Raw genomic sequence first — 23,584 nt, forward strand, 5'->3', positions numbered from 1 at the left:
GTCGCTATCATTTTCTTAATGTTAATTCGGATTAATGAAACAACACAAACTGCCGTAAGGCATCTTCCCTTCGTACGAGAAGAGAGCGCATGAATTCATGAACGCCATCGTCGTAACTGCCTTAAGGCGGCCCCTTACCTTTGTCGTCTTTTCGATCCTGATTCTGATGTTCGGAATCATGTCGATCTTCAAGACGCCTACCGACGTATTCCCCGAAATCAAGGTGCCGGTCGTCTCGGTCATCTGGACCTATCCCGGTCTCCTGCCGAACGAATTCGCCGGACGAATCACCTATAATTTCGAACTGGCAGTCACGACGACTGTGCAGAACATCGAGCATATGGAGTCGAATTCCTATTACGGGCGTTCGATCGTCAACATCTACTTCCAGCCCGGCACTCCTGTCGGCACGGCTGAAGCAGAAGTGACCGCCATCTCACAGACAATCCTGCTTGGCCTGCCTCCCAAGGTCCCGGCTCCCATGATCGTCGCGCTCGATCCCTCGCAGGTTCCCGTCATCGCGCTTCAGATCACCTCCGAAAAACAGACCCCCTCCGACCTGTTCAAGCTCGGCGTCATCCGTGTACGTCCGCTTCTTGCCACGGTTCCGGGCGCGGTCGTCGCCCATCCCTATGGGGGTATGGACAGCTTCGTGATGGTTTCGCTCAATCAGGAGCAGCTTCGCGCCCATCACCTGTCGGCCGCCGATGTGCAGGCAGCGCTCACCGCGCAGAACATCGTTCTCCCCGCCGGTGACCAGAAAATCGATGCGACAGACTGGATGGTCCAGACAAACGCGGCCCCGGAATCGATGGAAGACATCGCCAATATCCCGGTCAAGCGCGTAGGCAATGCCGTCATTTATATCCGTGACGTGGCCGATGTGTATCGAGGCGGTCATCCCCAGACCAACCTCGTGCTCGTCAAGGGCCGCCAGGCCGTCGAGATGATCACCCAGAAGGGCGGCACGGCCTCCACCCTTGACGTCGTTTCCGCCACCAAGGCCCTTCTGCCACGCCTGCGCGCCATCCTGCCTCCGGACGTCCAGGTCTCCATCCTCGCCGATGCCTCAGTCATGGTGAAGGAACAGATCAAGGATGTTGTTCGTGAGATGATCACGGCCTCCATCCTCACCGGTATCGTGGTGCTCCTGTTCCTTGGTTCGTGGCGTTCCACCGTCATCATCGCCACATCGATCCCGCTCGCCATTCTCTGCTCGATCATCGGGCTCGGCTGGGCAGGGCAATCCATCAACATCATGACCCTCGGCGGACTTGCCCTCGCCGTAGGTATCCTCGTCGACGATGCGACCGTGATGATCGAGAACATCGATACCCATCTCGAAATGGGCAAGGATCTCGAACTCGCCATCATCGACGCCGCCAACCAGATCGTCATTCCTACCTTCGTCTCCACCACCTGCATCTGTATCGTGTGGCTGCCGCTCTTCGAGCTCTCAGGAGTCGCGGGCTATCTCTTCATGCCCATGGCGCTCGCCATCATGTTCGCCATGATCGCGTCCTTCATCCTGTCGCGTACCCTCGTGCCCACCATGGCGAAGTTCCTCCTCGCCGGTCAGATCCATCACGCCCACGGCCATGACGATCACGCGCCGGCGCCCAAGGGCTTCTTCGGACGCTTCCAGCGCGGCTTCGAGCATCGCTTCAATAATTTCCGCGAAGGCTACAACACGCTGCTTACACGGTGCGTAGCGCGTCGCGGCATGTTCGTCGGCGTATTCCTGCTGATCTCCGTCGCCTCGCTCGGCCTCTACGGTGTAGCCGGTCGTGACTTCTTCCCCGAGGTCAAATCCGGCGCGCTGCAAATGCATATGCGCGCGCCGCTCGGCACCCGCATCGAGGTCGCAGGGCGTATTGCCGCCCTGGTCGATAACCGCATCAACCAGCTCCTGCCGGGCAAGGTCGAGAACATCATTTCCAATTGCGGCCTGCCCGAGGGTCCGCACAACCAGGCCTTCATCCCCACGCCGACCGTCGGCACGCAGGATTGCGATCTGACCATCGCGCTGAAGGACGAGGAATCCCCCGTCTGGGATTACCGCGCCCTGCTTCGCAAGGATCTCTCGGCACGCTTTCCTGGTACCGTCTTCACCTTCCAGCCTGCCGATCTGACCGACAAGATCCTGAATTTCGGCTCAGCTGCGCCGATCGACATTCAGCTCTCCGGCCCGAGCGTCTCTGACAACTACAACTATGCCAAGCATCTGATCGGCAAGATCCGCCAGATCCCGGGCACCGCCGACGTGGTCATCCAGCAGACCATGTCCACCCCTACCCTCATGGTGAATGGCAACCGTACCTTCAGCCAGGCCACCGGTTTGAGCGAAAACGATCTCGCCACCAATGAACTTCTGACTCTCGCCGGTTCTGGCGTGGTCGATCCCCAGTTCTGGCTCGATCCGGTCGATAACGTGACCTTCCCGCTCAACGTCTATACGTCGCAGGACCAGCTCACCCACCTGAACGACCTGCTCACGGTTCCAGTCGACAAGGGTGACGGCAACCCCAACGACCAGACACAGCTTCTGGGCGCCATTGCCGATGTCGTACCCACCGGTACGCCAGGCGAGGTCTCACATTACAACTCGATGTCCGAGATCGACATCTACGTGAACGTCGAGGGCACCGATCTGGGCAACGTGCTCGACGCCGTGAACGACACCATCGCCAAGGATGCCCCCAACCTGCCGCGCACAACAGCGGTAGATGTTCATGGTCAGGCCACCACCATGCATGGTGCCTATGTCCAGCTCGTCTTCGGGCTCTGCGTCTCAGTCGTGCTGATCTATCTGCTGATCGTCGTGAACTTCCAATCCTGGCTGGACCCGTTCATCATCATCACGGCCCTTCCCGGTGCGCTGGGCGGCATCGCCTGGGCCCTGTTCCTGACCGGCACCCGCCTGTCGGTTCCGGCCCTCACCGGCGCCATCATGTGCATGGGCACAGCGACAGCCAACTCGATCCTCGTCGTGTCCTTCGCGCGTGAACGCCTCGAAGTCCATGGCGACGCGCTGCGCGCTGCCATCGAGGCGGGTTACGGTCGTATCCGCCCTGTCCTCATGACCGCGCTCGCCATGATCGTCGGCATGATCCCGATGGCGACATCGAACTCCACCAATGCGCCGCTCGGCCGCGCCGTCATCGGCGGCCTGATCGTGGCTACCATCTCCACCCTGCTCTTCGTGCCCTGCGTCTACGCGATCCTGCACAACCGCTCTGCCCGCCAGAAGGAAACCGTCTAATGGCCACCTCCCCCAAGATCATCGCTGTTGCGGGAGGATGCGTCCTCGCGCTCTGGGTCGGCGCCCTCGTTGTCGGTCGCGTCCACCACAATCACGCCCTCGCCACCGAAACGGCGCAGAACGCCATTCCAAACGTCGCGGTGCTGAATCCTATCCAGTCACCTGACAAGGTGGCCCTCACCCTGCCGGGCAATATCGATGCTTGGTATCAGGCCCCGATCTATCCGCAGGTCTCGGGCTACGTGAAAATGTGGTTCAAGGATTACGGTGCCCATGTGAAGGCGGGCGATGCGCTGGCCGAGATCAATGCGCCCGCGCTGGACGCGCAATACGCGCAGGCCCAGGCCGATCTGAATGCCGTGCTCGCCAAATACCACCTCGCAGCCGTCACAGCCGAACGCTGGCGCGCCATGGGCAAGTCACAGTCGGTATCAGGCCAGTCCGTCTCGGTCTCGAACGCGAATGAGCAATCGGCCAAAGCTGAAGTCGACGCTGCACAACGCAATGTCGACCATTTCGCCGCCCTCGAGAAATTCAAGACGATCGTTGCGCCATTCGACGGCATTGTGACGTCGCGCAGCATCAACGTAGGCGATTACGTCCATGATGGCGGTGGCAACCTCAACAGCACAGGCGGCGCGTCAGAGCTTTTCACCGTGGCCGACGTGCACAAGCTGCGCCTCTTTGTCTCCGTGCCTGAAGTGTTCTCCTACATCCTCCAATCCGACATCACCGCCGATGTCAGCGTGCCCCAGTTCAAGGACAAGAAGTTCCACGCGAGCTTCCTGACCACGGCGCGCGGCTATGACCCGAACACCCGCACCGTGACCTCCGAATTCACCATGGAAAACCCTGGTGAAGTCCTGTGGCCGGGCACCTTCGCCTCGGTCCAGCTCAAAGCACATAATGAGACAGCACATCTGTACGAGGTCCCCACCTCCGCCCTCGTCTTCGAGGAAAAGGGCATGCAGGTCGTCGTCGTGAATGACGACAACACGGTGCATTACAAGAATGTCGTCGTAGGACGCATGGCCGACACCTCGACCGAAATCCAGGCGGGCATCTCGCCCAAGGATCGCATCATCGCCAACCCGCCCGCCGACCTGCTGGAGGGTGACAAGGTCACCGTCACCACCCCACAGCGCGGCTATAACCAGTCCGGATTCGGGGCCTCGGAATGACCACACACAAGATCAAGAAGCTGGTTCTGGCCTGCGGCACGGTTCTGACGGCATTCGGCCTCTCAGCCTGTGACCTCGCGCCAACCTACAAGCCCCCCACCTTCGTCGTGCCAGCCAGCTGGCACGGTCAGGGTCCCTTCGCCACCGCGACGCCAGCCGATACGACCCTTCCCACCAATTGGTGGACGTTGCTGAACGACCCGCTTCTCAATCAGATGGAAGCCACGCTCACAACGTCGAACGCTGATCTACAAGCGGCTGCGGAGCGTTTCATCCAGGCCCGCGCCCTTGTAGTGCAGGCCCGTTCGGAACTCCTGCCTCATCTTGCCATCGGCGCAGGCGCCTTCGATAACAAGCAGTCCGAAGACCGTCTGTTCCGATACAAGGGTAATATCACGGAGACGGATGAGGAATATCACGGCCTTGCCTCCTGGGAGCCGGATTTCTGGTCCGCCATACGCAATCATGTGCGCGCCAGAAAGCAATATGCTCAGGAAAAAGCGGCCGATTTCGCCATGTCGCGGCTGAGTCTTCAGGCGGAGCTCGCTTCCGACTATGTGCAGTTGCGCGGCTATGACGCTCAGATCGCAATCTACAACCAGTCGATCGGCTACTACCAGAAAGCCCTACAGATCACGCAGAACCAGTTGCTGAATCAGGCAGCACCGCGTCTCGATGTCGCCCGTGCGCAGGCACAGCTCTATTCCACCCAAGCCGCCGAACTCGACGTCCAGGCCGCACGCGAGGTAACGGAACATGCGATCGCCATCCTGACCAACGCGTCACCCTCGTCTTTCCATATTGCCCCGACACAAATCATGGGCTTCCATCAGCCCAGCATCCCCGCTGGCGTTCCTTCAGAGCTTTTGCAGCGCCGCCCGGATATTGCCAGCGCCGAACGCGAAATGGCCCAGGCCAATCGCGAAATCGGTATTGCACGCGCCGCGTTCTATCCGCATGTCTCGTTGCAGGCCGGTGGTGGCTTTGCCCAGAATGGCTTCGATCTGGCCAATCTGGCAAATTCGCTCTGGTCGTATGGTGCTTCCTTCGAGTTGCCCATCTTCGAGGGTGGCCTGAGGCGCGCAGAGCTCCAGCATGCCTGGTCGGCCTATCGTGAGACGCGCGACAATTACCGCAGCAAGGTGCTGGACTCCTTCCGCGAAGTGGAAGACGGGCTGTCTCGCACCAACCGGCTCGCTCAGGAGAACCGGACTCTCGAGAAAGCGGTGGATGCCACGCTGGCTACTCAGAACATGACCATGACGCTCTATCAGGGCGGAGTGGGCACGTATCTCGAAGCCATCTTTGCTCAGGTACAAACGCTCGAAACGCGCATCCATCAGATCGAGGTTGCGACGCGCCTCTATCAGGCAGATATCGGCCTCATCCGCTCGCTGGGTGGTGGCTGGAACGTCAAGCTCCTGCCGACAATGGACCAGACGCTGTCGATCACCCCGCTGCAATATGACGCCCTGCATCATCCGCAACCTGTCGGAGGCGTGGATATCTCACAGCATCCGGAGCAGTTCGAAAATCTCAGCAGCGCCGCCCCTCAGGCCCCCGCTGCAGCAACGGGCAAGACGCTGCGTCCCATGAGCGAGCAATAAAACCCGGTATCGCTGGCCTTTCTGTGGGGGCCAGCGAATATTTTTCGGAATCTCGTTCGGTCAGCGGGCCTCAAAACGTCAGCACCTGCGAGACGCCGCGCCCTAGGCGGGTCGAGCCTTAACGACCCGGCGGTGTTCCAGGAACCATCTTACATGCCGCACGCAAGCCCATGAGCGTGCTTGGCTAGCGAGCGCCGAAAAATCGGCCTCTTTTGACCTGACAGACCCTCACACTATTTAGACAGCAGCCTTAGTAGCCCAGTTCCCGGTTCACGGAATCCGGAATGAGCCCCTGATCATAGAAAGCCTGGATGTTCTGTGCCGCCAGATTGGACGCCGTCCCCGTCTGGGTTGGTGCCGTGATATGCGGCAGGATTGTCACCTTTGGATGAGACCAGAGCGGGTCTTCCTTGGGTAGAGGTTCGCGCTCGAAGACGTCCAGCACGGCATGCCGCAGATGCCCCCGGTCAAGGGCTCTGGTCAGTGCTTGCTGATCGATGATCGGCCCACGAGCGAAATTGATGATCGAAGCCCCCGACTGCATCTGGCCAAATCGCCAATCATCGAGGAGGCCTCGTGTCTGGGGTGTCAGGGGAAGCAGAACCACAACAATGGCGCTCTGGCGCAGGATCGCCTCGAGACCTGAGGGACCGTATTTCATCGGAATATCCGCACGCGCCCAGGGAGTACGGCTCCATCCCATGACCGGAAACCCGTTCTCCTTCAGCCTGTGCGCCGCTGCCCGACCCAGATTCCCCATCCCCAGAATGCCAATGGGACGATCCTCGGGCATCACGAGGGGCTGCTGATGCCAGCGCTTCTTTTCCTGCTGCTCCCGATAAGCGGGCATGTCCCGATGCAGATAAAGCGTCCAGGCCAGAACCGCCTCTGACATGGTCAGGGCAAGCTGCGGATCTGTCATGCGTACGATGCGCACGCCACGACGTGGCATTTCCTCGACGAGACGTTCAACACCCGCCCAAAGGCTTTGCACCCACTCGAGCATAGGCAGATCGGCCAGATCAGCCGGATCGGGATTGGCGACAACCGCCATACGCGCCGTCCGCCGCTCTCCATCCGTCAGATCCTCGAAGGGCAATACACGGATGTTGTTCAGGGCCGCATTGATCGACTCCAGACTTTCCTGCCTCTCCTTGGGAGTGATCCGGCCACAGAACGGCACTAGAATGGTCATGACGCACGCACCTTTTTTCGAGCCACTACCGTGGCCTTCTTCTTTTTGACGGATGTCTCGACTGCCACCGGTCTCGAAGGGAGGAGCGGTTCGAGGAAACGCCCGGTATGGCTCCCCGCGGTCGCCGCGATAACCTCAGGCGGGCCCTCGGCGACAATCCTGCCCCCACCATCGCCCCCTTCCGGCCCGATATCAATGAGCCAGTCCGCTGTCTTGATCACGTCCAGATTATGTTCGATCACAAGAACGGTATTCCCTTGATCGACCAGCGCATGCAGCACGTCCAGCAATTTGCGCACATCCTCGGTATGAAGCCCTGTCGTTGGCTCATCGAGGATATAGAGCGTGCGTCCAGTCGCTCGCCGTGCCAGCTCCTTCGACAGCTTCACACGCTGGGCTTCTCCCCCTGAGAGCGTGGTCGCCTGCTGACCGAGGGTCACATAACCAAGCCCGACTTGCTGGAGGATCGCCAGCCTGTCGCGGATTCGCGGGACCGCGTGAAAAAACGGAAGCGCCTCGTCAACCGTCATGGCCAGCACATCGGCAATCGACTTGCCGCGGAACTTCACGTCCAGCGTCTCGCGATTGTAGCGCTGCCCCTTGCAGGTATCGCAGGTCACAAACACGTCGGGCAGAAAATGCATCTCGATCTTGAGAACGCCATCGCCCTGACAGGCCTCGCATCGCCCACCCTTGACATTGAACGAGAAGCGCCCCGGCTTGTAGCCGCGCGCCTTGGCCTCGGGGAGCTCTGCAAACCAGTCGCGTATCGGGGTGAACAAATCCGTATAAGTCGCCGGGTTTGAACGCGGTGTCCGCCCGATCGGGGACTGATCGATGTCGATGATCTTGTCGAGATGCTCCAGTCCCTCCAATGCCCGATACGGCAAAGGAGATTGGTTTGCGCCCATCAGTTCGCGAGACAGGGCCTTGTAGAGCGTATCCACGACAAGGGTCGACTTACCCCCTCCTGATACACCGGTTACCGCGACGAAGCAGCCCAGCGGGAAACGCGCGGTCACGTCATGCAGATTATTACCCGTTGCGCCCACCAGAGTGAGCATGCGCTCCGCGTCATAGGGTCGTCGCTTTGCGGGCACCGGGATCATGCGCCTGCCGGAAAGATAATCTCCAGTAATGCTGTTCTCGTTCTTCGCCACCTCTTCCGGGCGACCGCTCGCAACCACCGTGCCGCCCAGCGCGCCTGCCCCGGGGCCCATATCGATCAGCCAGTCCGCCGCTCGGATGGCGTCCTCGTCATGCTCGACCACGATCACCGTATTTCCCAGCTTCTTGAGCCGGTCGAGCGTTCCGAGTAGTCGCTCGTTGTCGCGTTGATGAAGCCCGATCGAAGGCTCGTCGAGTACATAAAGCACACCCGTCAGCCCGGATCCGATCTGACTCGCCAGGCGAATGCGCTGGCTCTCCCCGCCTGAAAGTGTTGCAGAGCCGCGCGACAAGGTCAGATAATCGAGACCCACATCATCCAGAAAGCGCAGGCGGTCGAGAATCTCGCGCAGAATGCGCCGGGCAATCTCAGCGCGCTGCGGCGTCAGAGAGGCTTCTACCCCCCCAAACCAGTCGAGCGCGCGCCTGATCGTCAGGTCTGAAGCCTGGGCGATATTGAGATGGTTGATGCGTACGCAGAGCGCCTCAGGCTTGAGACGCGCGCCATGACAGGCATGACAGGGTACGTCAGACTGGTAGCGCGACATTTCCTCACGCACCCACATGCTGTCCGTCTCGGCCAGACGGCGCTGAAGGTTGCGCGTGACCCCTTCGAACGGCTTTGTCAGCTCGTAAGCGCGCTTGCCATCCTTGTAGGTGAACAGGATCGAGTCCTCGCTCCCCTCCAGCAGCGCCTTTCGAAAGCCCTCGCCCAGCTTTTTCCAGGGCGTCGTCATCTTTTCCCTGAAATGCTTCGCCATCGCCTCGAGCGTCTGCTCGTACCAAGGGGTCTTGGCGTCCCGCCACGGCGCAAGAGCGCCCTCGGCGAGGGAGAGGCTTTCATCGGGCACGATCAAACGGGCGTCAAAATGCGTCTCGGTGCCAATGCCGTCGCAGACCGGGCAGGCCCCCATCGGCGCATTGAACGAAAAAAGACGCGGCTCGATTTCCTCCAGCGTGAAACCGCTCACCGGGCAGGCGAACTTCGCCGAGAAGACGATATGCTCGCTCTCGCCATCCTCTCCCGCACGGCGCACCTGCTCCGCATAAGCCACGCCATCGGCCAGGCCCAGCGCGGTCTCAAAGCTGTCGGCCAGCCGGGTCTCGATACCCGCCTTGACCACAATACGATCGACCACAACTTCCACCGTATGGCGCAGCTTGCGGTTCAGATGGGGTGCCTCAGCAATTTCATACGTTTCGCCATCGACCTTCACCCTTGTGAAGCCTTTGCGCTGGAGCTCCGCCAGCTCCTTGCGGTACTCCCCCTTGCGATCACGGATGACGGGGGCCAGCAGCATCAGCCGCGTCCCTTCTTCCATTGTCATTACACGATCGACCATCTGACTCACCGTCTGCGCCTCGATGGGCAGGCCGGTAGCCGGCGAGTAGGGAACGCCCGCCCGCGCCCAGAGCAAGCGCATATAGTCATGGATCTCGGTAATCGTCCCTACGGTCGAACGCGGGTTCTTCGACGTGGTCTTCTGCTCGATCGAGATGGCAGGTGACAGCCCTTCGATGGAGTCCACATCGGGCTTACCCATCAACTCCAGAAACTGACGCGCATAGGCTGAAAGGCTCTCGACATAGCGCCTTTGCCCCTCAGCGTAGATTGTATCGAAAGCGAGAGACGACTTGCCGGAGCCCGACAGCCCCGTGATTACCGTCAGCTGGTCCCTGGGAATATCGGCGTCGATATTCTTCAGATTGTGCACACGGGCACCGCGTACACGAATGGACTGGTTGTACGGCAGATCAGACATCAGCACCACGCGTCAGGAACAGGGACAGGAAAAGGGGATCAGCAAACGAGAACGTTTCAGGACCTATGTAAGATTGCCGGTCACAGGATTAAAGTCGAGCCTGACGAAGCCCCGGGCGTGACGGCGACGCGTTGCTGAGGTAGGATGGTGTGTTTTTCAGTATGTAAGGTCGGTCGCCATGGCAGGAAGTGTGAACAAGGTCATTCTGGTGGGAAATCTGGGCCGCGACCCGGAGACCCGGAATGCGCAGTCCGGCGCGAAGATCGTCAACCTTACCGTCGCCACTTCCGAAAGCTGGAACGACCGTGCCTCGGGCGAGCGCAAGGAGCGCACCGAGTGGCACCGCGTCGTGATCTTCAATGAGCGTCTGGCCGATGTCGCCGAGCGTTTCCTGCGCAAGGGCCGCAAGGTCTATGTCGAAGGCCAGCTCCAGACCCGCAAATGGACCGACCAGTCGGGTCAGGAGCGCTACACGACCGAGATCGTTCTGGACCGTTTCCGTGGCGAGCTTACCTTGCTCGATAACAACCGCGACGGCGAGTCAGGTGGGGGCATGGGCGGTGGCTATGAAAGCGGCCCATCACGCTCCTATGGCGGCGGCAATGCCCCAGCTCGCAGTGGCGGCGGTGGCATGAATCAGCCCCCCGCGCGCAACACCGGCGGGAATAACGGCGGTGGCTGGGATGCGCCGGGCGGTGATCTGGACGACGAAATTCCGTTCTGAGCCCCCTCGTCCGACTCTCTCCTCCCTGACCGACACAGCAACAAGACGGACCTGCCTTGACCGACCTGACGCCGCCCGCCTCCCCGACTGACCAGATCCCGGTGACCATCGAGGAGGAAATGCGCTCCTCCTATCTCGCCTATGCCATGTCGGTCATTGTGTCGCGTGCGCTGCCGGATGTGCGTGACGGCCTCAAGCCGGTCCATCGCCGCATTCTCTACGCCATGCGCGAGAGCGGCTTCACCTCCGACAAGCCCTATCGCAAATCGGCCCGTGCGGTCGGTGACGTCATGGGTAAATACCACCCCCATGGCGACAGCTCGATCTATGACGCCATGGTGCGTATGGCCCAGTCCTGGTCCATGCGCGTCCGTCTCATCGATGGTCAGGGCAATTTCGGCTCGGTCGACGGCGACAGCCCGGCCGCCATGCGTTATACTGAAGCACGTCTGGCCAAATCGGCGTCCTTCCTGCTCGACGACATCGACCGAGATACGGTCGATTTCCAGCCGAACTACGATGAAAGCGAGAGCGAACCCAAGGTTCTGCCCGCTGCCTTCCCTAATCTTCTGGTCAATGGCGCCTCCGGCATAGCCGTAGGCATGGCCACCAACATTCCAACGCACAACCCCGGCGAAGTCATCGACGCGACCCTCGCCCTGATCGAAAACCCGGAAGCCACCCTTGATGATCTGATGAAGATCATCCCCGGCCCGGATTTCCCGACGGGCGGCATCATCATGGGCCGCCGCGGCATCCGCCAGGCTTTCGAAACGGGTCGCGGTTCCGTACCCATGCGCGCGCGCGCCGAGATCGAGGATATCCGCAAGGACCGTCAGGCGATCATCGTCACCGAAATTCCCTATCAGGTGAACAAGGCGACATTGCAGGAAAAGATCGCCGATCTCGTTCGTGCCAAGGAAATCGAGGGTATCTCCGACATACGCGATGAGAGCGATCGCTCCGGCATGCGTATCGTGATCGAGCTCAAGCGCGACGCAACCCCGGAAGTCGTGCTGAACCAGCTCTATCGCTTCACCCAGCTTCAGACCTCCTTCAGCGTCAACTGCCTTGCCCTCGATGACGGCAAGCCCCGCACCATGGGGCTCAAGGATGTTCTGGAAGCCTTCATCCGTTTCCGCGAAGATGTCATCCTGCGCCGGTCGCGTTTTGACCTGAACAAGGTGCGCGATCGCGGCCATCTGCTGGTCGGTCTCGTCATCGCGGTCGCCAATATCGATGAAGTCATCGCGCTCATCCGAAGCGCCCCCGATGCCGCCACTGCACGCGAATCGCTCATGGCCCGCGCCTGGAACGCCGCCGACGTGCAACCGCTCATCGAGTTGATCCACGATGAGGGTAATGTCATCATTGATGGCAAGGTTCATCTGACCGAAGTTCAGGCCCGTGGCATTCTGGAACTGCGTCTGCAGCGCCTGACCGGACTGGAACGTGACAAGATCCAGGGCGAGCTGAGCGAGGTCGCCACCAAGATCAACGAACTGCTTGAGATCATCGGCAGCCATGTCCGTCGCATGGAAGTCATGCGTCACGAGTTGCTCCTGGCCCGCGCCGAAATCGCCACCCCGCGCATGACCGAGATCTCGGACGCACTGGGCGACCAGTCGGATGAAAGCCTGATCGAACCCGGCCAGATGGTCGTCACCATCACGCGTGACGGCTTCATCAAGCGTACCCCGCTTGAAATCTTCCGCGCCCAGAACCGGGGTGGTCGTGGCCGCACGGCAGCAGGGCGGCGTGGTGACGATGTCATCGTCAACAGCTTCAACGCCCACACCCATCAATGGGTCATGTTCTTCTCCTCGGGCGGCAAGGCCTATCGCGAGAAAGTCTGGCGCCTGCCAGAAGCCTCACCCACCGCCAAAGGGCGCGCTTTGGTCAATCTCCTGCCCGACCTCGGCACGGATTCGATCACGGCCATTCTCGCTCTCCCGCAGGAAGAAGAGCAGTGGGAAGACCTGCACCTCGTCTTTGCGACGGCCAGCGGCAATGTCCGACGCAATCGCCTGAGCGATTTCAAGAATATCCGCGCCTCCGGCCTGATCGCCATGAAGCTCGATGAGGGCGACAGCCTTGTCGGTGTTGCCACCTGCCGCGAGGGTCAGGACGTCTTCCTGGCCACGCGCAAGGCCCGCTCCATCCGCTTCCAGATCACCGATGATACGTTGCGCGTCTTCGCCGGACGCGACAGCTCGGGCGTACGCGGTATCCGTCTTGCCACAGGCGATGAGGTCAATTCGCTCTGCATCCTCAACCATGTCGACGCCAGCGTCGAGGAACGCTCCGCCTATCTGCGTGCGGCCAACGCCAAGCGACGCGCGGAAGCTGCGGCCAATGCCGCAGGCACCGAGGAGGAGATCGAGGAGATCGCCTCTGACGACGCCGATGAAGCCGTCGATGCCGGCGATCTGACTCAGGAGCGCTTCGACGAGCTCGCCGCGCAGGAAGAGATCCTGCTCACCGTCACTGACGCCGGCTTCGGCCGCCGCTCCTCAGCATACGAATATCGGGTCAGCGGTCGCGGTGGCCAGGGCATTGCCAACATGACCCTCACCAATCGCAAGCGCGGTCGCGAGGTCGTTGCGACCCTGCCCACACTCGACGGCACCGACGTCATGATGGTCACCGATGTGGGGCGCCTCATCCGCGTCCCCGTTTCGCAGGTGCGCGTCATGGCCCGACAGGCCAGCGGCGTCACCCTGTTCCGCGTCGGGGGAGAGGAGCGAGTAACCAGCATCTTCCCGGTTGCCGAATCCGAAGGCACCGAGGCTGATGACGCTGAGACCTCTCTCGAGGAATCCGACGCCATCGCAACATCCGACTCCGCGCCTGAACCCCCTGAAAGCCCAGCCGCGCCTGAAGACAGTGCAGGCTGAGTTCCTTCCCGGCGGCAGACGTGTCGGGTTCTATCCCGGCACGTTCGACCCCTTCACGATTGGTCATCGCGACATAACGCTTCGCGCGCTCGCACAATTCGATGAGCTGGTCGTGGGCGTAGCGCTCAGCGCCGCCAAACGCCCGCTACTCTCTCTGGATGAGCGCTGCAGCGTCATCGAACAGACGCTTCTGCCTCTGTGCCCCGGTGGAAAGACCTTTCGGGTTGTCGGGTTTGACACGCTCATGATTGAGGCCGCCCGCAAGGAGGGTGCCCATTGCGTCATTCGCGGTCTGCGTTCCTCGGCCGATTTCGAAACAGAGAGCCAGATGGCGGCCATCAATCGACAACTCGCTCCCGAGCTCGAAACGATGTTCCTGACCGCCCGGGAAGAACACCGGCTCGTTGCCTCGCGCATCGTGCGCGAGCTTCTGGCCTTCGGAGGGGATATAAACCCGTACGTTCCCGCGAATATCGCCCGTCTTCTCTTGTCGAAAGCAGGAAAGAGGCCGACATAGGCCGCGTGGCCTTTCCAGGCTCCGCAAACACAAGGATAGAAGTCAATGTCCGAGACCAATAACCGCCTCGTCATGAAGCTCAAGACCGGCGATGTCGTGATCGAACTCCGTCCCGACCTCGCCCCCCTCGCTTCAGAGCGCCTGCGCACCCTTTCCGAGCAGGGCTTTTATGACGGCGTGAAGTTCCATCGCGTCATCGAGGGCTTCATGGCACAGGGCGGCGATCCGACAGGTACCGGTTCGGGCGGCAGCGACCTGCCCGACCTGAAGGCCGAATTCACCCGTGAAGCGAAGTTCGAGCGTGGCACGCTGGGCATGGCACGTACCATGAACCCGAACTCGGCCAACAGCCAGTTCTTCATCATGTTCCAGCCCACCCCCTCCCTAGACGGCCAGTACACGATTGCCGGTCAGGTCGTTTCGGGTATGGAGCATATCGACCAGATCAAGCGCGGTGCCGGTGCATCGGGCATGGTCAAGGACCCCGACACCATTCTCTCCATGCGTCCTGAAGCCTGATTTCCACCGCCCGGCCGAAAACCGGGCGACTACGCAGGGTAATACCCTGCCGAAAACCGGCGGAACCCGATTCAGTCGGTTGACGGCTTCTGGCGCTTCCTGTAGCCAGACGCCTCAAGTGAACCGGTAGCTCAGCCGGTAGAGCATTCGACTTTTAATCGAATGGTCGTGGGTTCGAGTCCCACCCGGTTCACCACTCCCCAAAAACAGTATGGTCGGCAGAATACCCCATTGCGGCGGATATGGATGCGTTGTCCGACACAAGGCTGCGTCTCTCACGCCCCTTCGCCGAAAGAGGGCCGATGACGCGTGACAATTGCGTCACATCTTCACAGGCCCGATCGGATGATCCTATGATCTCAATATTCGAAGGAACATACCGCGTATATACTGTCGGGAAATTAACGAGAACTCCCTTATGGAGCCATTGTCGTGCGTTATCTCCCGCATCTTATCCCGCTCTTGGCCCTATTTCTATGGGGCTCGGCTGATTACACAGCCGCCGCTACGCCTCTTCCGCAGGGACCCGTTATTCTGGGTTTCGATCGAGATCTGATCTTCCGGGATAATCGGACAAACATCGCCCATATCGGCGTTCGTGACAGCTATGGAATCAACGATGCGATGGAAGCGGGCGACAGAGCCCGCCTCGAAAGTCTTCGTGCGGTCGTGGCTTCAGCGGAAAATGCCCCTCCGCTACGCAAGATGATGATCGCTCTGTGTGATGCCTCCATTGCGCGCGTGGACGGTGATTTCGCCCATTCATCGAATATCATCCTGCAAGCTCTTCACGAGGCAGGGAAGTTCGGTGACCTCTCCCAGACGATCAATCCCATCCAGATCATGCTGCGTAGCATCCATATCGGCAATCTGATGTTGATGGGCCGCATCCGTGACTGGGCAGAAGAAACAGAGCATCTTCAGTCCGGCTTCTATGCGCCTGTCAGGGCCTACTACAATATACCCGACCTTGAATTCCAGAATATCGACTTCCTCAAGCTCTCCGTACCAGCTCGTGCAATTCCTGAATCAAAACTCGATGGACCGCCCTCGGATGCCATCGATCTGGATCCGTCCGAAACCCAGTTCGACGACCAAACCTCAATTTCTGCAAAGGCGACTGTGCTGATTGACGACGTGCCAGCGACAGCCACCTTCGGCACCGCGACCGTTATCGGTTCCATCCCGTTCTCTTTGCAACGGGACCATCGCTGGCCTGTCATTGGCCGGTTGGCTGGAAGCAAGGATTCCTCACCCGACCCGCGCACAGAAGCGGTCGTCCTCATCCCGTCCATCAAGATTGGACGGACAGTCCTGACAAACCAGATCATGACAGTAACGCGTTCAGAAACGGTTCTGATTGGCTTGCAACAACTGAGCCGTCTCCGTCATCTGACGATGACCAACCGTCGCCTCAGCTTCGGCGCCTCAGCGCCAATCTCATGCAATCTGCGGCCTGTCGTCAGCAGCTTCAGGTCCGGGGTCAGCATGTATCTTCTGTTCCCCGTGTCCTATTCACGAGGCGATACCCAGGCAATCATCGGAACAGAAGACAATGCTCCCGATCTTCTGACGGTCAATATCGCCAGCTTCTCCGGTAATATGGCGCATCGCAGCAGGACAGAATATCTCGGCACGGCCTATGGTCAGCGCGCCCACGAGACATTCATGCAAAGTGATACCATCGAGATCGCCGGCAAGAGTCTGCACTCCAGCGTGAGATACCAGATCGGCAACCCAGCCGACCTGCCTGTCATCTCAATGGCGGCGCTCAAGACACTTAGCTTCTCCTTCGACCTGCCTGAGAGCATGGCCTGCCTGCGCTGAGCAACCAGGGTGCCTCACCTGTCCCTCGGGGAGCCAGATAGTCTCCTCCGGAATACAGGTGGAGCCAGAAACACCGGGAGCGGCCGACATCCTGCTCTCCCGCACTGCGGTCCGCGTCACTTTTGAGTCAAAACGGGTTCCGAAACATGCGCTTGTCTCGACTACTCCTTCTCACGACCATGGTTGGAGCACCTTTTCTCTATGCGGCTTACCCCGCCCATGCTGGGAACTCCCCGTCAGAAACGCCAAAAGGGCCAGTCCATTTCTTCGAGGCAGACCTGCTGGCCACCGACAAACGAGGTAGAACCACGCTTGCCGCGAGCGATACCCGAGGCATTCTCTCCGCCCTCGAAGCAGGGGATACTAGCCGACTGGTCACGATAAGAAATTCCCTCGAAAGAACTCCTGGTCCTGAACCAGCCTTCAATATGATGCTGCTCGCCCTATGTGATGCCTCCATGGCCCGGACTCAGGGTGACCTCTTCCACGCCGATCACATCATTCAGGAAGCACTACGCCGCGCAGCCCCATGGAGTAACCCGGCTCAGAGCGTCAATCCGTTCAATTTCATGCTCGTCACATTCCTGACCGGCGACCTTCTTCTTGAGAACCGCCTTCCCGAATGGGCAGGTGGAAAACGATTCATTGATCGCGCTTTTCGCACGCCCCTCGTCGCCTTTTACGACAAACCCGACCTTGTCCTCACAGACCTTGATCAAGTCACCCTTTCAGTTCCGGAATCAGGCGTGCTCCCAGTTGAAGTCAAAGGGCCACGCAGCGATGAGGTCTCCTTCAATCCGTTCCAGACGCTCGTCGATGGTGTGACAACGGCGACGGCCGGCACTCTGATCGATCTGGACGGAAGCCAGGTGCATGCGGTCATCAATACAGGCAGTGTCCTGGGAGCAGTACCTCAGGCTTTGCAGCGCAGTCATCATTGGCCGGTGGTCGGCACTGTCTCATCACTGCGCGACGACACGATACAGGCCGAAAAAGCCGATCTCGTGCAGGTTTCGAGCCTGACCCTCGGTCATACGATCTTTCACAATCAGCTCATGATCGTGGCAAAAACCAGCCATGTCGTCATTGGCCTTCAGTCCCTCGGCGTCCTGATCCATGTCGTCATGACGGATCACGGCATGAGTTTCGGTCCGGACGCTCCGTTTTCCTGCCATCGTCATGCCGCGCTGCAATCGGATATCGGGGGGCTCGATGCCGCGTTCCTCCTCCCTGTCTCCTATGACGGCCAGCGTCGTCTGGCTGCACTGATGACAGGCGATAATTCCCCAGAGCCGCTGGTAATCCAGCGCCCCACGCTCGCTGCTCAGGCCGGGATGAAGACCAAACAAAAATTCGAAACCGGTACCGGCATGATCAGTGAAAACGCAGTTCTGCATCGCACTACCCTGCGTCTGGACCATCACAATGTGCAGGCCCGCATACGCTATAGGGTCGGGGATTCCACGAAGCCTCCCATCCTGACGATGTCCGCTCTCGAGGGCGCGAAACTCTCTTTTGACCTCCATCAGGGCGTTGCGTGTCTGGACTGACGGCACTGCCCTCAAATCGGCAGTTCCAGATCCGCCTTTACCTCTTCCATGACCGTGTAGGTATGCGTCTGTCTCACGCCGGGCAGACGCGTCAGGGTTTTGCCTAAAAACGCCCGATAGGCGTTCATGTCCCGTACGCGCGCCTTGACCAGATAATCGAACCCGCCCGCCACCATATAGCATTCGCTCACCTGAGGAATGGCACGCACCGCCTTGGCGAAGGAGTCGAAGATATCGGCGCTCGTCCGGTCCAGCGTCACCTGCACGAAAACGAGCAGACCAAGATTGACCGTCTCTGGTTCCAGCCGCGCCATATAACCCCGTATCACTGCGGCCTGCTCGAGTTTCCGCACTCTCTCGAGCGTTGCTGCAGGGCTCAGATGGATCATGCGTGACAGCTCGACATTCGTGATCCGCCCGTCCTTCTGCAGTATTCTCAGTATCCTGCGATCCATCTCGTCCAGCGTCATGGCGTCCCCAAACTTTAATTCGCCTACCCACAGAAACACAGAATAATAAACGGCTCAAACATCAATCTTCCAGAGCTCATTTTGCTGAAGCCGCCTTAAGGGATCATAAACAACCAGCAACGATATGGCCTCGCATGACCGCTCCTTTTTCTGCCTTCCGCGCGATCGTCCCTGAACGCTCCCCCCTGCGTCAGGCCATCACCGACCATACGCGCGCGCCGGAAGACACCCGCATGGCGCAACTGGCGGAAGAGGCCACGCTCGCTCCCGCACAGGCAGAAACTGCCCGCGTAACGGCACGAGCCCTGGTCGAGACCCTTCGTCGCAACGGCACACCGGGCCTCGTTCAAGGTCTGATCCAGGAATATGATCTATCCTCGCAGGAGGGCGTGGCATTGATGTGCCTCGCCGAAGCCCTTCTGCGCATTCCGGATATCGCAACACGCGATGCCCTCATCCGGGACAAGATCGCAACCGGCAACTGGCATGGCCATATCAGCCGCAGCACGCCGCTTTTCGTCAATGCGGCCACATGGGGTCTTATCGTTTCCGGCGGCTTCCTCTCCAGCACGCAAACAAGCCGCCTTCCGAAAACGCTCGATAACTTGCTCAAGCGATGCGGCGAGCCTGTCATTCGTCGTGGCGTAGACATGGCCATGCGTCTCATGGGCGAACAATTCGTCACCGGACAGACCATCGATGAGGCTCTGAAAAACGGCCGCAAGCTTGAGGGGAGAGGCTTCCGCTACTCCTACGATATGCTGGGCGAAGCCGCGATGACGGCTGAGGACGCCGAGCGCTATTACCGGGACTACGAAAACGCCATCCACGCGATTGGCAATGCTGCAAGCCGACAGGGCGTCTATCGCGGGCCAGGCATTTCCATCAAGCTCTCAGCGCTTCATCCTCGTTATGCCCGCCTGCAACGCGAGCGCGTGCTGACTGAGCTTCTTCCCCGTGTGACCCAGCTTGCCCATCTCGCCTGCTCCTACGATATCGGCTTCAATATCGACGCTGAAGAGGCGGATCGTCTCGAGCTCTCGCTGGATCTCCTCGAGGCCCTGTGTTTCGATGAATCGCTCAGAAACTGGAAGGGCATCGGGTTCGTGGTGCAGGCCTATCAGAAGCGTGCGCCCTTCGTGCTTGACTGGATCATCGATCTCGCCAGACGTAGCCAGCACCGCCTGATGGTCCGCCTCGTCAAAGGCGCCTACTGGGACAGCGAGATCAAGCGCGCCCAGAGTGACGGCCAGAGCCACTTCCCCGTCTACACCCGCAAGCTGCATACCGATATCGCCTATATTGCCTGTGCGAAGAAACTGCTAGACGCGCCGGACGCCATTTTTCCTCAATTCGCGACCCATAACGCCCAGACCCTGGCCAGCATTCACGCCTATGCAGGCTCCGAATTCTCCGTCGAGCGCTATGAGTTTCAGTGTCTGCACGGTATGGGCGAGGGGCTCTATAACGAGGTCGTCGGCCCGAAAAAGCTCGACCGCCCCGTACGCATTTACGCGCCGGTCGGTACCCATGAAACGCTGCTCGCCTATCTGGTCCGCCGCCTTCTCGAAAACGGCGCGAATTCGTCGTTCATCAATCGCATCCAGGATGAAACGATCTCCGTGGATGAGTTGAGCACCGACCCGGTTACCCTCGCCCGGGCAATACCACCCGCCTATACCGTACCGCTCCCCCCCGCGCTTTACGGTGACGAGCGGCTGAATTCGCGTGGTCTCGACCTCTCCGACGAAAACACACTGCGCCAACTCGCGCGGGTCTTCCTGGCCCCCGACCCGCATCTGACGAGCACACAGGGAACGCCTGTCCGCAATCCCGCCAATCGAGACGATATCGTCGGGCATATAGGCTTTATGGGTACGGCCGACATCGAAAGCGCCATTCAGCAAGCGCAAGCCGCTTTCCCGCTGTGGCGCGATACACCGGCTACGCAGCGCGCAGCGCATCTCGAGAGAACAGCAGAACTTCTGGAGGCCGATATGCCTCGCCTCATGGCGCTTATCATGCGCGAGGCGGGCAAGACACTCGCCAATGCCGTGGCCGAAATACGCGAGGCTGTCGATTTCCTTCGCTATTACGGGGCGCAGGCACGCGGCACGCTGCAAGATGCAGCGCCTCTCGGTCCGGTCGCCTGCATCAGCCCCTGGAATTTCCCCCTGGCTATTTTCCTCGGTCAGGTATCGGCCGCCCTCGCTGTAGGCAACACCGTTCTCGCCAAACCTGCGGAAGAAACGCCCCTCATTGCCCGCGAGGCCATCCGCCTCCTGCATGAGGCCGGCATTCCGCAAAACGCGGTTCATCTCATCCCGGGCGAAGGCGTAGCTGGCGCGCAGCTCGTCGGCGATCCACGCATCACCGCCGTGCTCTTTACCGGCTCCACCGACGTTGCTCGTTTGATTCAAAAACAGCTCGCGGGTCGTCTGAACAGCGATCTGACCCCTGTGCCATTCATCGCTGAAACCGGCGGTCAGAATGCCCTCATCGTTGATAGCTCAGCCCTGACAGAGCAGGTCGTCGCCGACGTACTGGCTTCTGCCTTCGATAGTGCGGGCCAGCGCTGCAGCGCCCTGCGCCTGCTCTGCGTGCAGGAGGAAAGCGCAGATCGCGTGGTCACCATGCTCCAGGGAGCAATGAGCGAGTTGCGAACAGGCACGCCCGAACGCCCCGAAACCGATATCGGCCCAGTTATCAGCGCCGAGGCCCAGACCATGATTGCGGATCATATCGCAACGCTCGGGGCTCAGGGTCATCGAGTCTATCAGACCTCCCTCGCGCCTGAGGCCCAGTCCGGCACCTTCATTCCCCCGACCCTGATCGAGATCAACGCAATATCCGACCTCAAGAAGGAAGTGTTCGGTCCCGTCCTGCATGTTCTGCGCTACCGCCGCGAGGATATCTCGCAGGTCATGAGGGCTATCAATGCGACAGGCTACGCCCTGACTTTCGGCGTTCATTCCCGCATCGATGACACGATCGAAACCCTCAAGGCCCAGAGCCATGCGGGCAATATCTATATCAATCGCAATCTCGTGGGTGCGGTCGTCGGCGTACAGCCCTTTGGTGGCCACGGACTTTCCGGTACGGGCCCAAAGGCGGGCGGCCCACTCTATTTGCGTCGCCTGCTCGCCCAGCGCCCAGCTCTTCCTGCCGAGTACACAACCGCCCTCCCGAGCAATGCCCGGCTCTTCGCTGACTGGGTGGCGACGAGCCTCTCCGAGAAGACCGTGCTTCCTGCTCCCGACACCACCTTGCTGGGCCTCTCTCTTTCCCTGGCGGGACCGGTAGGCGAGACAAATCTCTACAATTTGGCTCCCAGAGGAACGGTCCTCTGCGCTGGCCCCACGACCCATGATCTGTGCACACAGATCATGGCGGGACTCGCCACTGGCAATCGCTGTGCCGTGCCGGATCAGCTCCTGTCCGGGCTCCCCGAATTACCGCCCGGTTTTGACGCTCTCATCGTCAAAGCGGAGAGTGTCGAAACACTCGACGTCGCCCTGGCAAACGGGGATGAGGCATTCCGTCGTGCGCTCGGCGCTGAGCTTGCCACACGTCCCGGTCAGATCGTCTCCCTGCATGCACCTGACATATCAGGCCACTACCCGCTAGAATGGCTCGTGCTGGAATATGCCTGCAGCACGAACACGACCGCCGCAGGCGGAAACGCCGCCCTGATGGCGCGCGTCTGATACCGATATCGCCGGAGCCAGGCACTCCGGCGATGTTCAGACGGACTCAGCGATAAAACCGGCAACCTTTTCCGGGTACACCACCTCTGCATCATGCGGCACCGCCTCAGAGCGATAATGCCAATCGCTCCGGGACCGCGCATAGGCGCGGCTGGGTTCTATCGATGCCAAAGCCGGATTTTCATAGGCGATATAGGTCACCGGCAATCCATGACCCGGTTGATGGCTCAGCCGAGCCTGGGTCTCATAGGTCCCCACCGGGTGAGGCCGCAAATGGGCGTAAAACCAGTCCTTGCGTTCAGGATCAGGGAAGGAAATGGCAGATTCGGGCGGAACAGGAAATGCAACGTCAGCCCCTTTCGTATGGGCTCGCTCGCGCCGTGTGTCGGCCATGCCGACAGGCAAGATATCGAAAGCCGTCTTCCCGTTTTGCGCCACCAATGCGTCGAGATAGATCAACCTGCTCACACGCTCTCTCAGCCTGTCGGCCACGCAGGTGACCACCATGCCGCCATAGGAATGCCCGACGAGCACGACATCTTCCAGATCCAGCATGTCGATTGTAGCGATGACGTCCTCTATGTGCGTCTCGAGCGTAATCTCATGGGAGAGGAGATGGGCCCGATCCCCCGTGCCGGTCAGTGTCGGAGTAATCACGTCGAATCCACGCGCGGTGAGCAATGGTGCGACGAAGCGCCAGACCCATCCGCCGCAATTCAATCCATGGACGAGCACGACCGGTCGGTGCATTGGTGTTCCTTCGGCGGCGGAAATTCCCCCGAGTGCGGCGGCTATGAGGAGTCCTGTCAGGATCTCACGACGCTGCATTCTACGACTCCCTGCTTCGACAGAGACGTCATCTTCTCATGACATATTCTTCTTTCTCAAGAGATCGTTGTTATGTTTGCCGGGCTTGTGATGCCTGCACGATTGCCCCCCCCGAAAGAGGTTTTCGGCGCCGCTATGCTGGTGCCTGTGTTTTGGGCATTGGGCATTGGGCACGTGTATTGGCCGCTGTGCACGTTCTATGTGCAGGGCGCTGTGCACTACGCTGCTGAGTACGTCTGTATCTGTATGTGTGGGGATTTGGTTGCGGGGGCAGGATTTGAACCTGCGGCCTTCAGGTTATGAGCCTGACGAGCTACCGGGCTGCTCCACCCCGCGAGGGTGGTGGGGTGTTTTGTGGGGTGGATCAGGG

At 60.1% G+C, this 23,584-nt stretch carries 14 protein-coding genes and 2 tRNA genes; 11 read left to right on the top strand and 5 right to left on the bottom strand.

Annotation, left to right across the window (positions count from 1 at the left end; all coding sequences use genetic code 11):
* The first annotated feature begins 97 nt into the window (after positions 1-97).
* The 3 genes from WFJ47_RS07695 to WFJ47_RS07705 are packed head-to-tail and all read left to right on the top strand — an operon-like array spanning position 98 to position 6,050.
* Positions 98-3,262 (top strand): efflux RND transporter permease subunit, encoded by a 3,165-nt coding sequence (locus WFJ47_RS07695; RefSeq protein WP_127099941.1) that lies wholly within the window; start codon positions 98-100, stop codon positions 3,260-3,262.
* Positions 3,262-4,443, top strand: coding sequence for an efflux RND transporter periplasmic adaptor subunit (locus WFJ47_RS07700; RefSeq protein ID WP_336762057.1), 1,182 nt, complete (start codon positions 3,262-3,264; stop codon positions 4,441-4,443). The genes WFJ47_RS07695 and WFJ47_RS07700 overlap by 1 nt, the downstream gene beginning before the upstream one ends.
* Positions 4,440-6,050: an efflux transporter outer membrane subunit gene (locus WFJ47_RS07705; protein WP_336762059.1), complete on the top strand. Its 1,611-nt coding sequence runs from the start codon at positions 4,440-4,442 to the stop codon at positions 6,048-6,050. Before WFJ47_RS07700 ends, WFJ47_RS07705 begins: the two co-directional genes overlap by 4 nt.
* A 250-nt stretch (positions 6,051-6,300) precedes the next feature.
* On the opposite strand, the gene WFJ47_RS07710 is transcribed toward WFJ47_RS07705, so the two are convergent.
* A complete protein-coding gene (locus WFJ47_RS07710; RefSeq protein ID WP_336762061.1) occupies positions 6,301-7,245 on the bottom strand; it encodes a glyoxylate/hydroxypyruvate reductase A in 945 nt (314 codons plus the stop codon).
* Positions 7,242-10,175: an excinuclease ABC subunit UvrA gene (gene uvrA, locus WFJ47_RS07715; protein WP_336762063.1), complete on the bottom strand. Its 2,934-nt coding sequence runs from the start codon at positions 10,173-10,175 to the stop codon at positions 7,242-7,244. The genes WFJ47_RS07710 and uvrA overlap by 4 nt, the downstream gene beginning before the upstream one ends.
* Positions 10,176-10,353: 178 nt before the next feature.
* On the opposite strand from uvrA, the gene ssb reads away from it, so the two are divergent.
* From ssb to WFJ47_RS07750, 7 genes are all read left to right on the top strand, one after another.
* Positions 10,354-10,899, top strand: a complete 546-nt coding sequence (gene ssb, locus WFJ47_RS07720) for a single-stranded DNA-binding protein (protein WP_127099931.1) — start codon at positions 10,354-10,356, stop codon at positions 10,897-10,899.
* 119 nt (positions 10,900-11,018) lie between these two features.
* Complete coding sequence (gene gyrA, locus WFJ47_RS07725; RefSeq protein WP_408868631.1) at positions 11,019-13,796, top strand: DNA gyrase subunit A; 2,778 nt, start codon at positions 11,019-11,021, stop codon at positions 13,794-13,796.
* The gene (coaD, locus tag WFJ47_RS07730) at positions 13,786-14,313 is read left to right on the top strand and encodes a pantetheine-phosphate adenylyltransferase (RefSeq protein ID WP_336762067.1); all 528 of its coding nucleotides are present in this window, start codon (positions 13,786-13,788) and stop codon (positions 14,311-14,313) included. Before gyrA ends, coaD begins: the two co-directional genes overlap by 11 nt.
* Before the next feature lie 45 nt (positions 14,314-14,358).
* Positions 14,359-14,832 (top strand): peptidylprolyl isomerase, encoded by a 474-nt coding sequence (locus WFJ47_RS07735; protein WP_127099925.1) that lies wholly within the window; start codon positions 14,359-14,361, stop codon positions 14,830-14,832.
* Positions 14,833-14,952: 120 nt separating this feature from the next.
* Positions 14,953-15,028: transfer RNA gene (locus tag WFJ47_RS07740), tRNA-Lys, on the top strand.
* Between the two features lie 236 nt (positions 15,029-15,264).
* Positions 15,265-16,659, top strand: a complete 1,395-nt coding sequence (locus WFJ47_RS07745) for a hypothetical protein (protein ID WP_336762069.1) — start codon at positions 15,265-15,267, stop codon at positions 16,657-16,659.
* A 458-nt stretch (positions 16,660-17,117) separates the two neighbouring features.
* Positions 17,118-18,209, top strand: coding sequence for a hypothetical protein (locus WFJ47_RS07750; protein ID WP_127099820.1), 1,092 nt, complete (start codon positions 17,118-17,120; stop codon positions 18,207-18,209).
* An 11-nt stretch (positions 18,210-18,220) separates the two neighbouring features.
* Here WFJ47_RS07750 and WFJ47_RS07755 read toward each other — a convergent pair whose 3' ends face one another.
* On the bottom strand, positions 18,221-18,673 hold the full coding sequence (locus WFJ47_RS07755) for an Lrp/AsnC ligand binding domain-containing protein (protein WP_127100060.1): 453 nt from the start codon (positions 18,671-18,673) through the stop codon (positions 18,221-18,223).
* A 140-nt stretch (positions 18,674-18,813) separates the two neighbouring features.
* Here WFJ47_RS07755 and putA point away from each other — a divergent pair, with 140 nt between their 5' ends.
* Positions 18,814-22,386 (top strand): bifunctional proline dehydrogenase/L-glutamate gamma-semialdehyde dehydrogenase PutA, encoded by a 3,573-nt coding sequence (gene putA, locus WFJ47_RS07760; RefSeq protein WP_336762072.1) that lies wholly within the window; start codon positions 18,814-18,816, stop codon positions 22,384-22,386.
* A 36-nt stretch (positions 22,387-22,422) separates the two neighbouring features.
* Here the strand turns inward: putA and WFJ47_RS07765 are convergent, their stop codons facing one another.
* Both WFJ47_RS07765 and WFJ47_RS07770 read right to left on the bottom strand, forming a co-directional pair.
* Positions 22,423-23,214, bottom strand: coding sequence for an alpha/beta fold hydrolase (locus WFJ47_RS07765; RefSeq protein WP_336762074.1), 792 nt, complete (start codon positions 23,212-23,214; stop codon positions 22,423-22,425).
* A 259-nt stretch (positions 23,215-23,473) separates the two neighbouring features.
* A tRNA-Met gene (locus WFJ47_RS07770) sits at positions 23,474-23,550 on the bottom strand.
* Positions 23,551-23,584 lie beyond the last annotated feature (34 nt).

Origin of the sequence: Asaia sp. VD9 (assembly GCF_037150015.1) — a bacterium.
Lineage (GTDB): Bacteria > Pseudomonadota > Alphaproteobacteria > Acetobacterales > Acetobacteraceae > Asaia.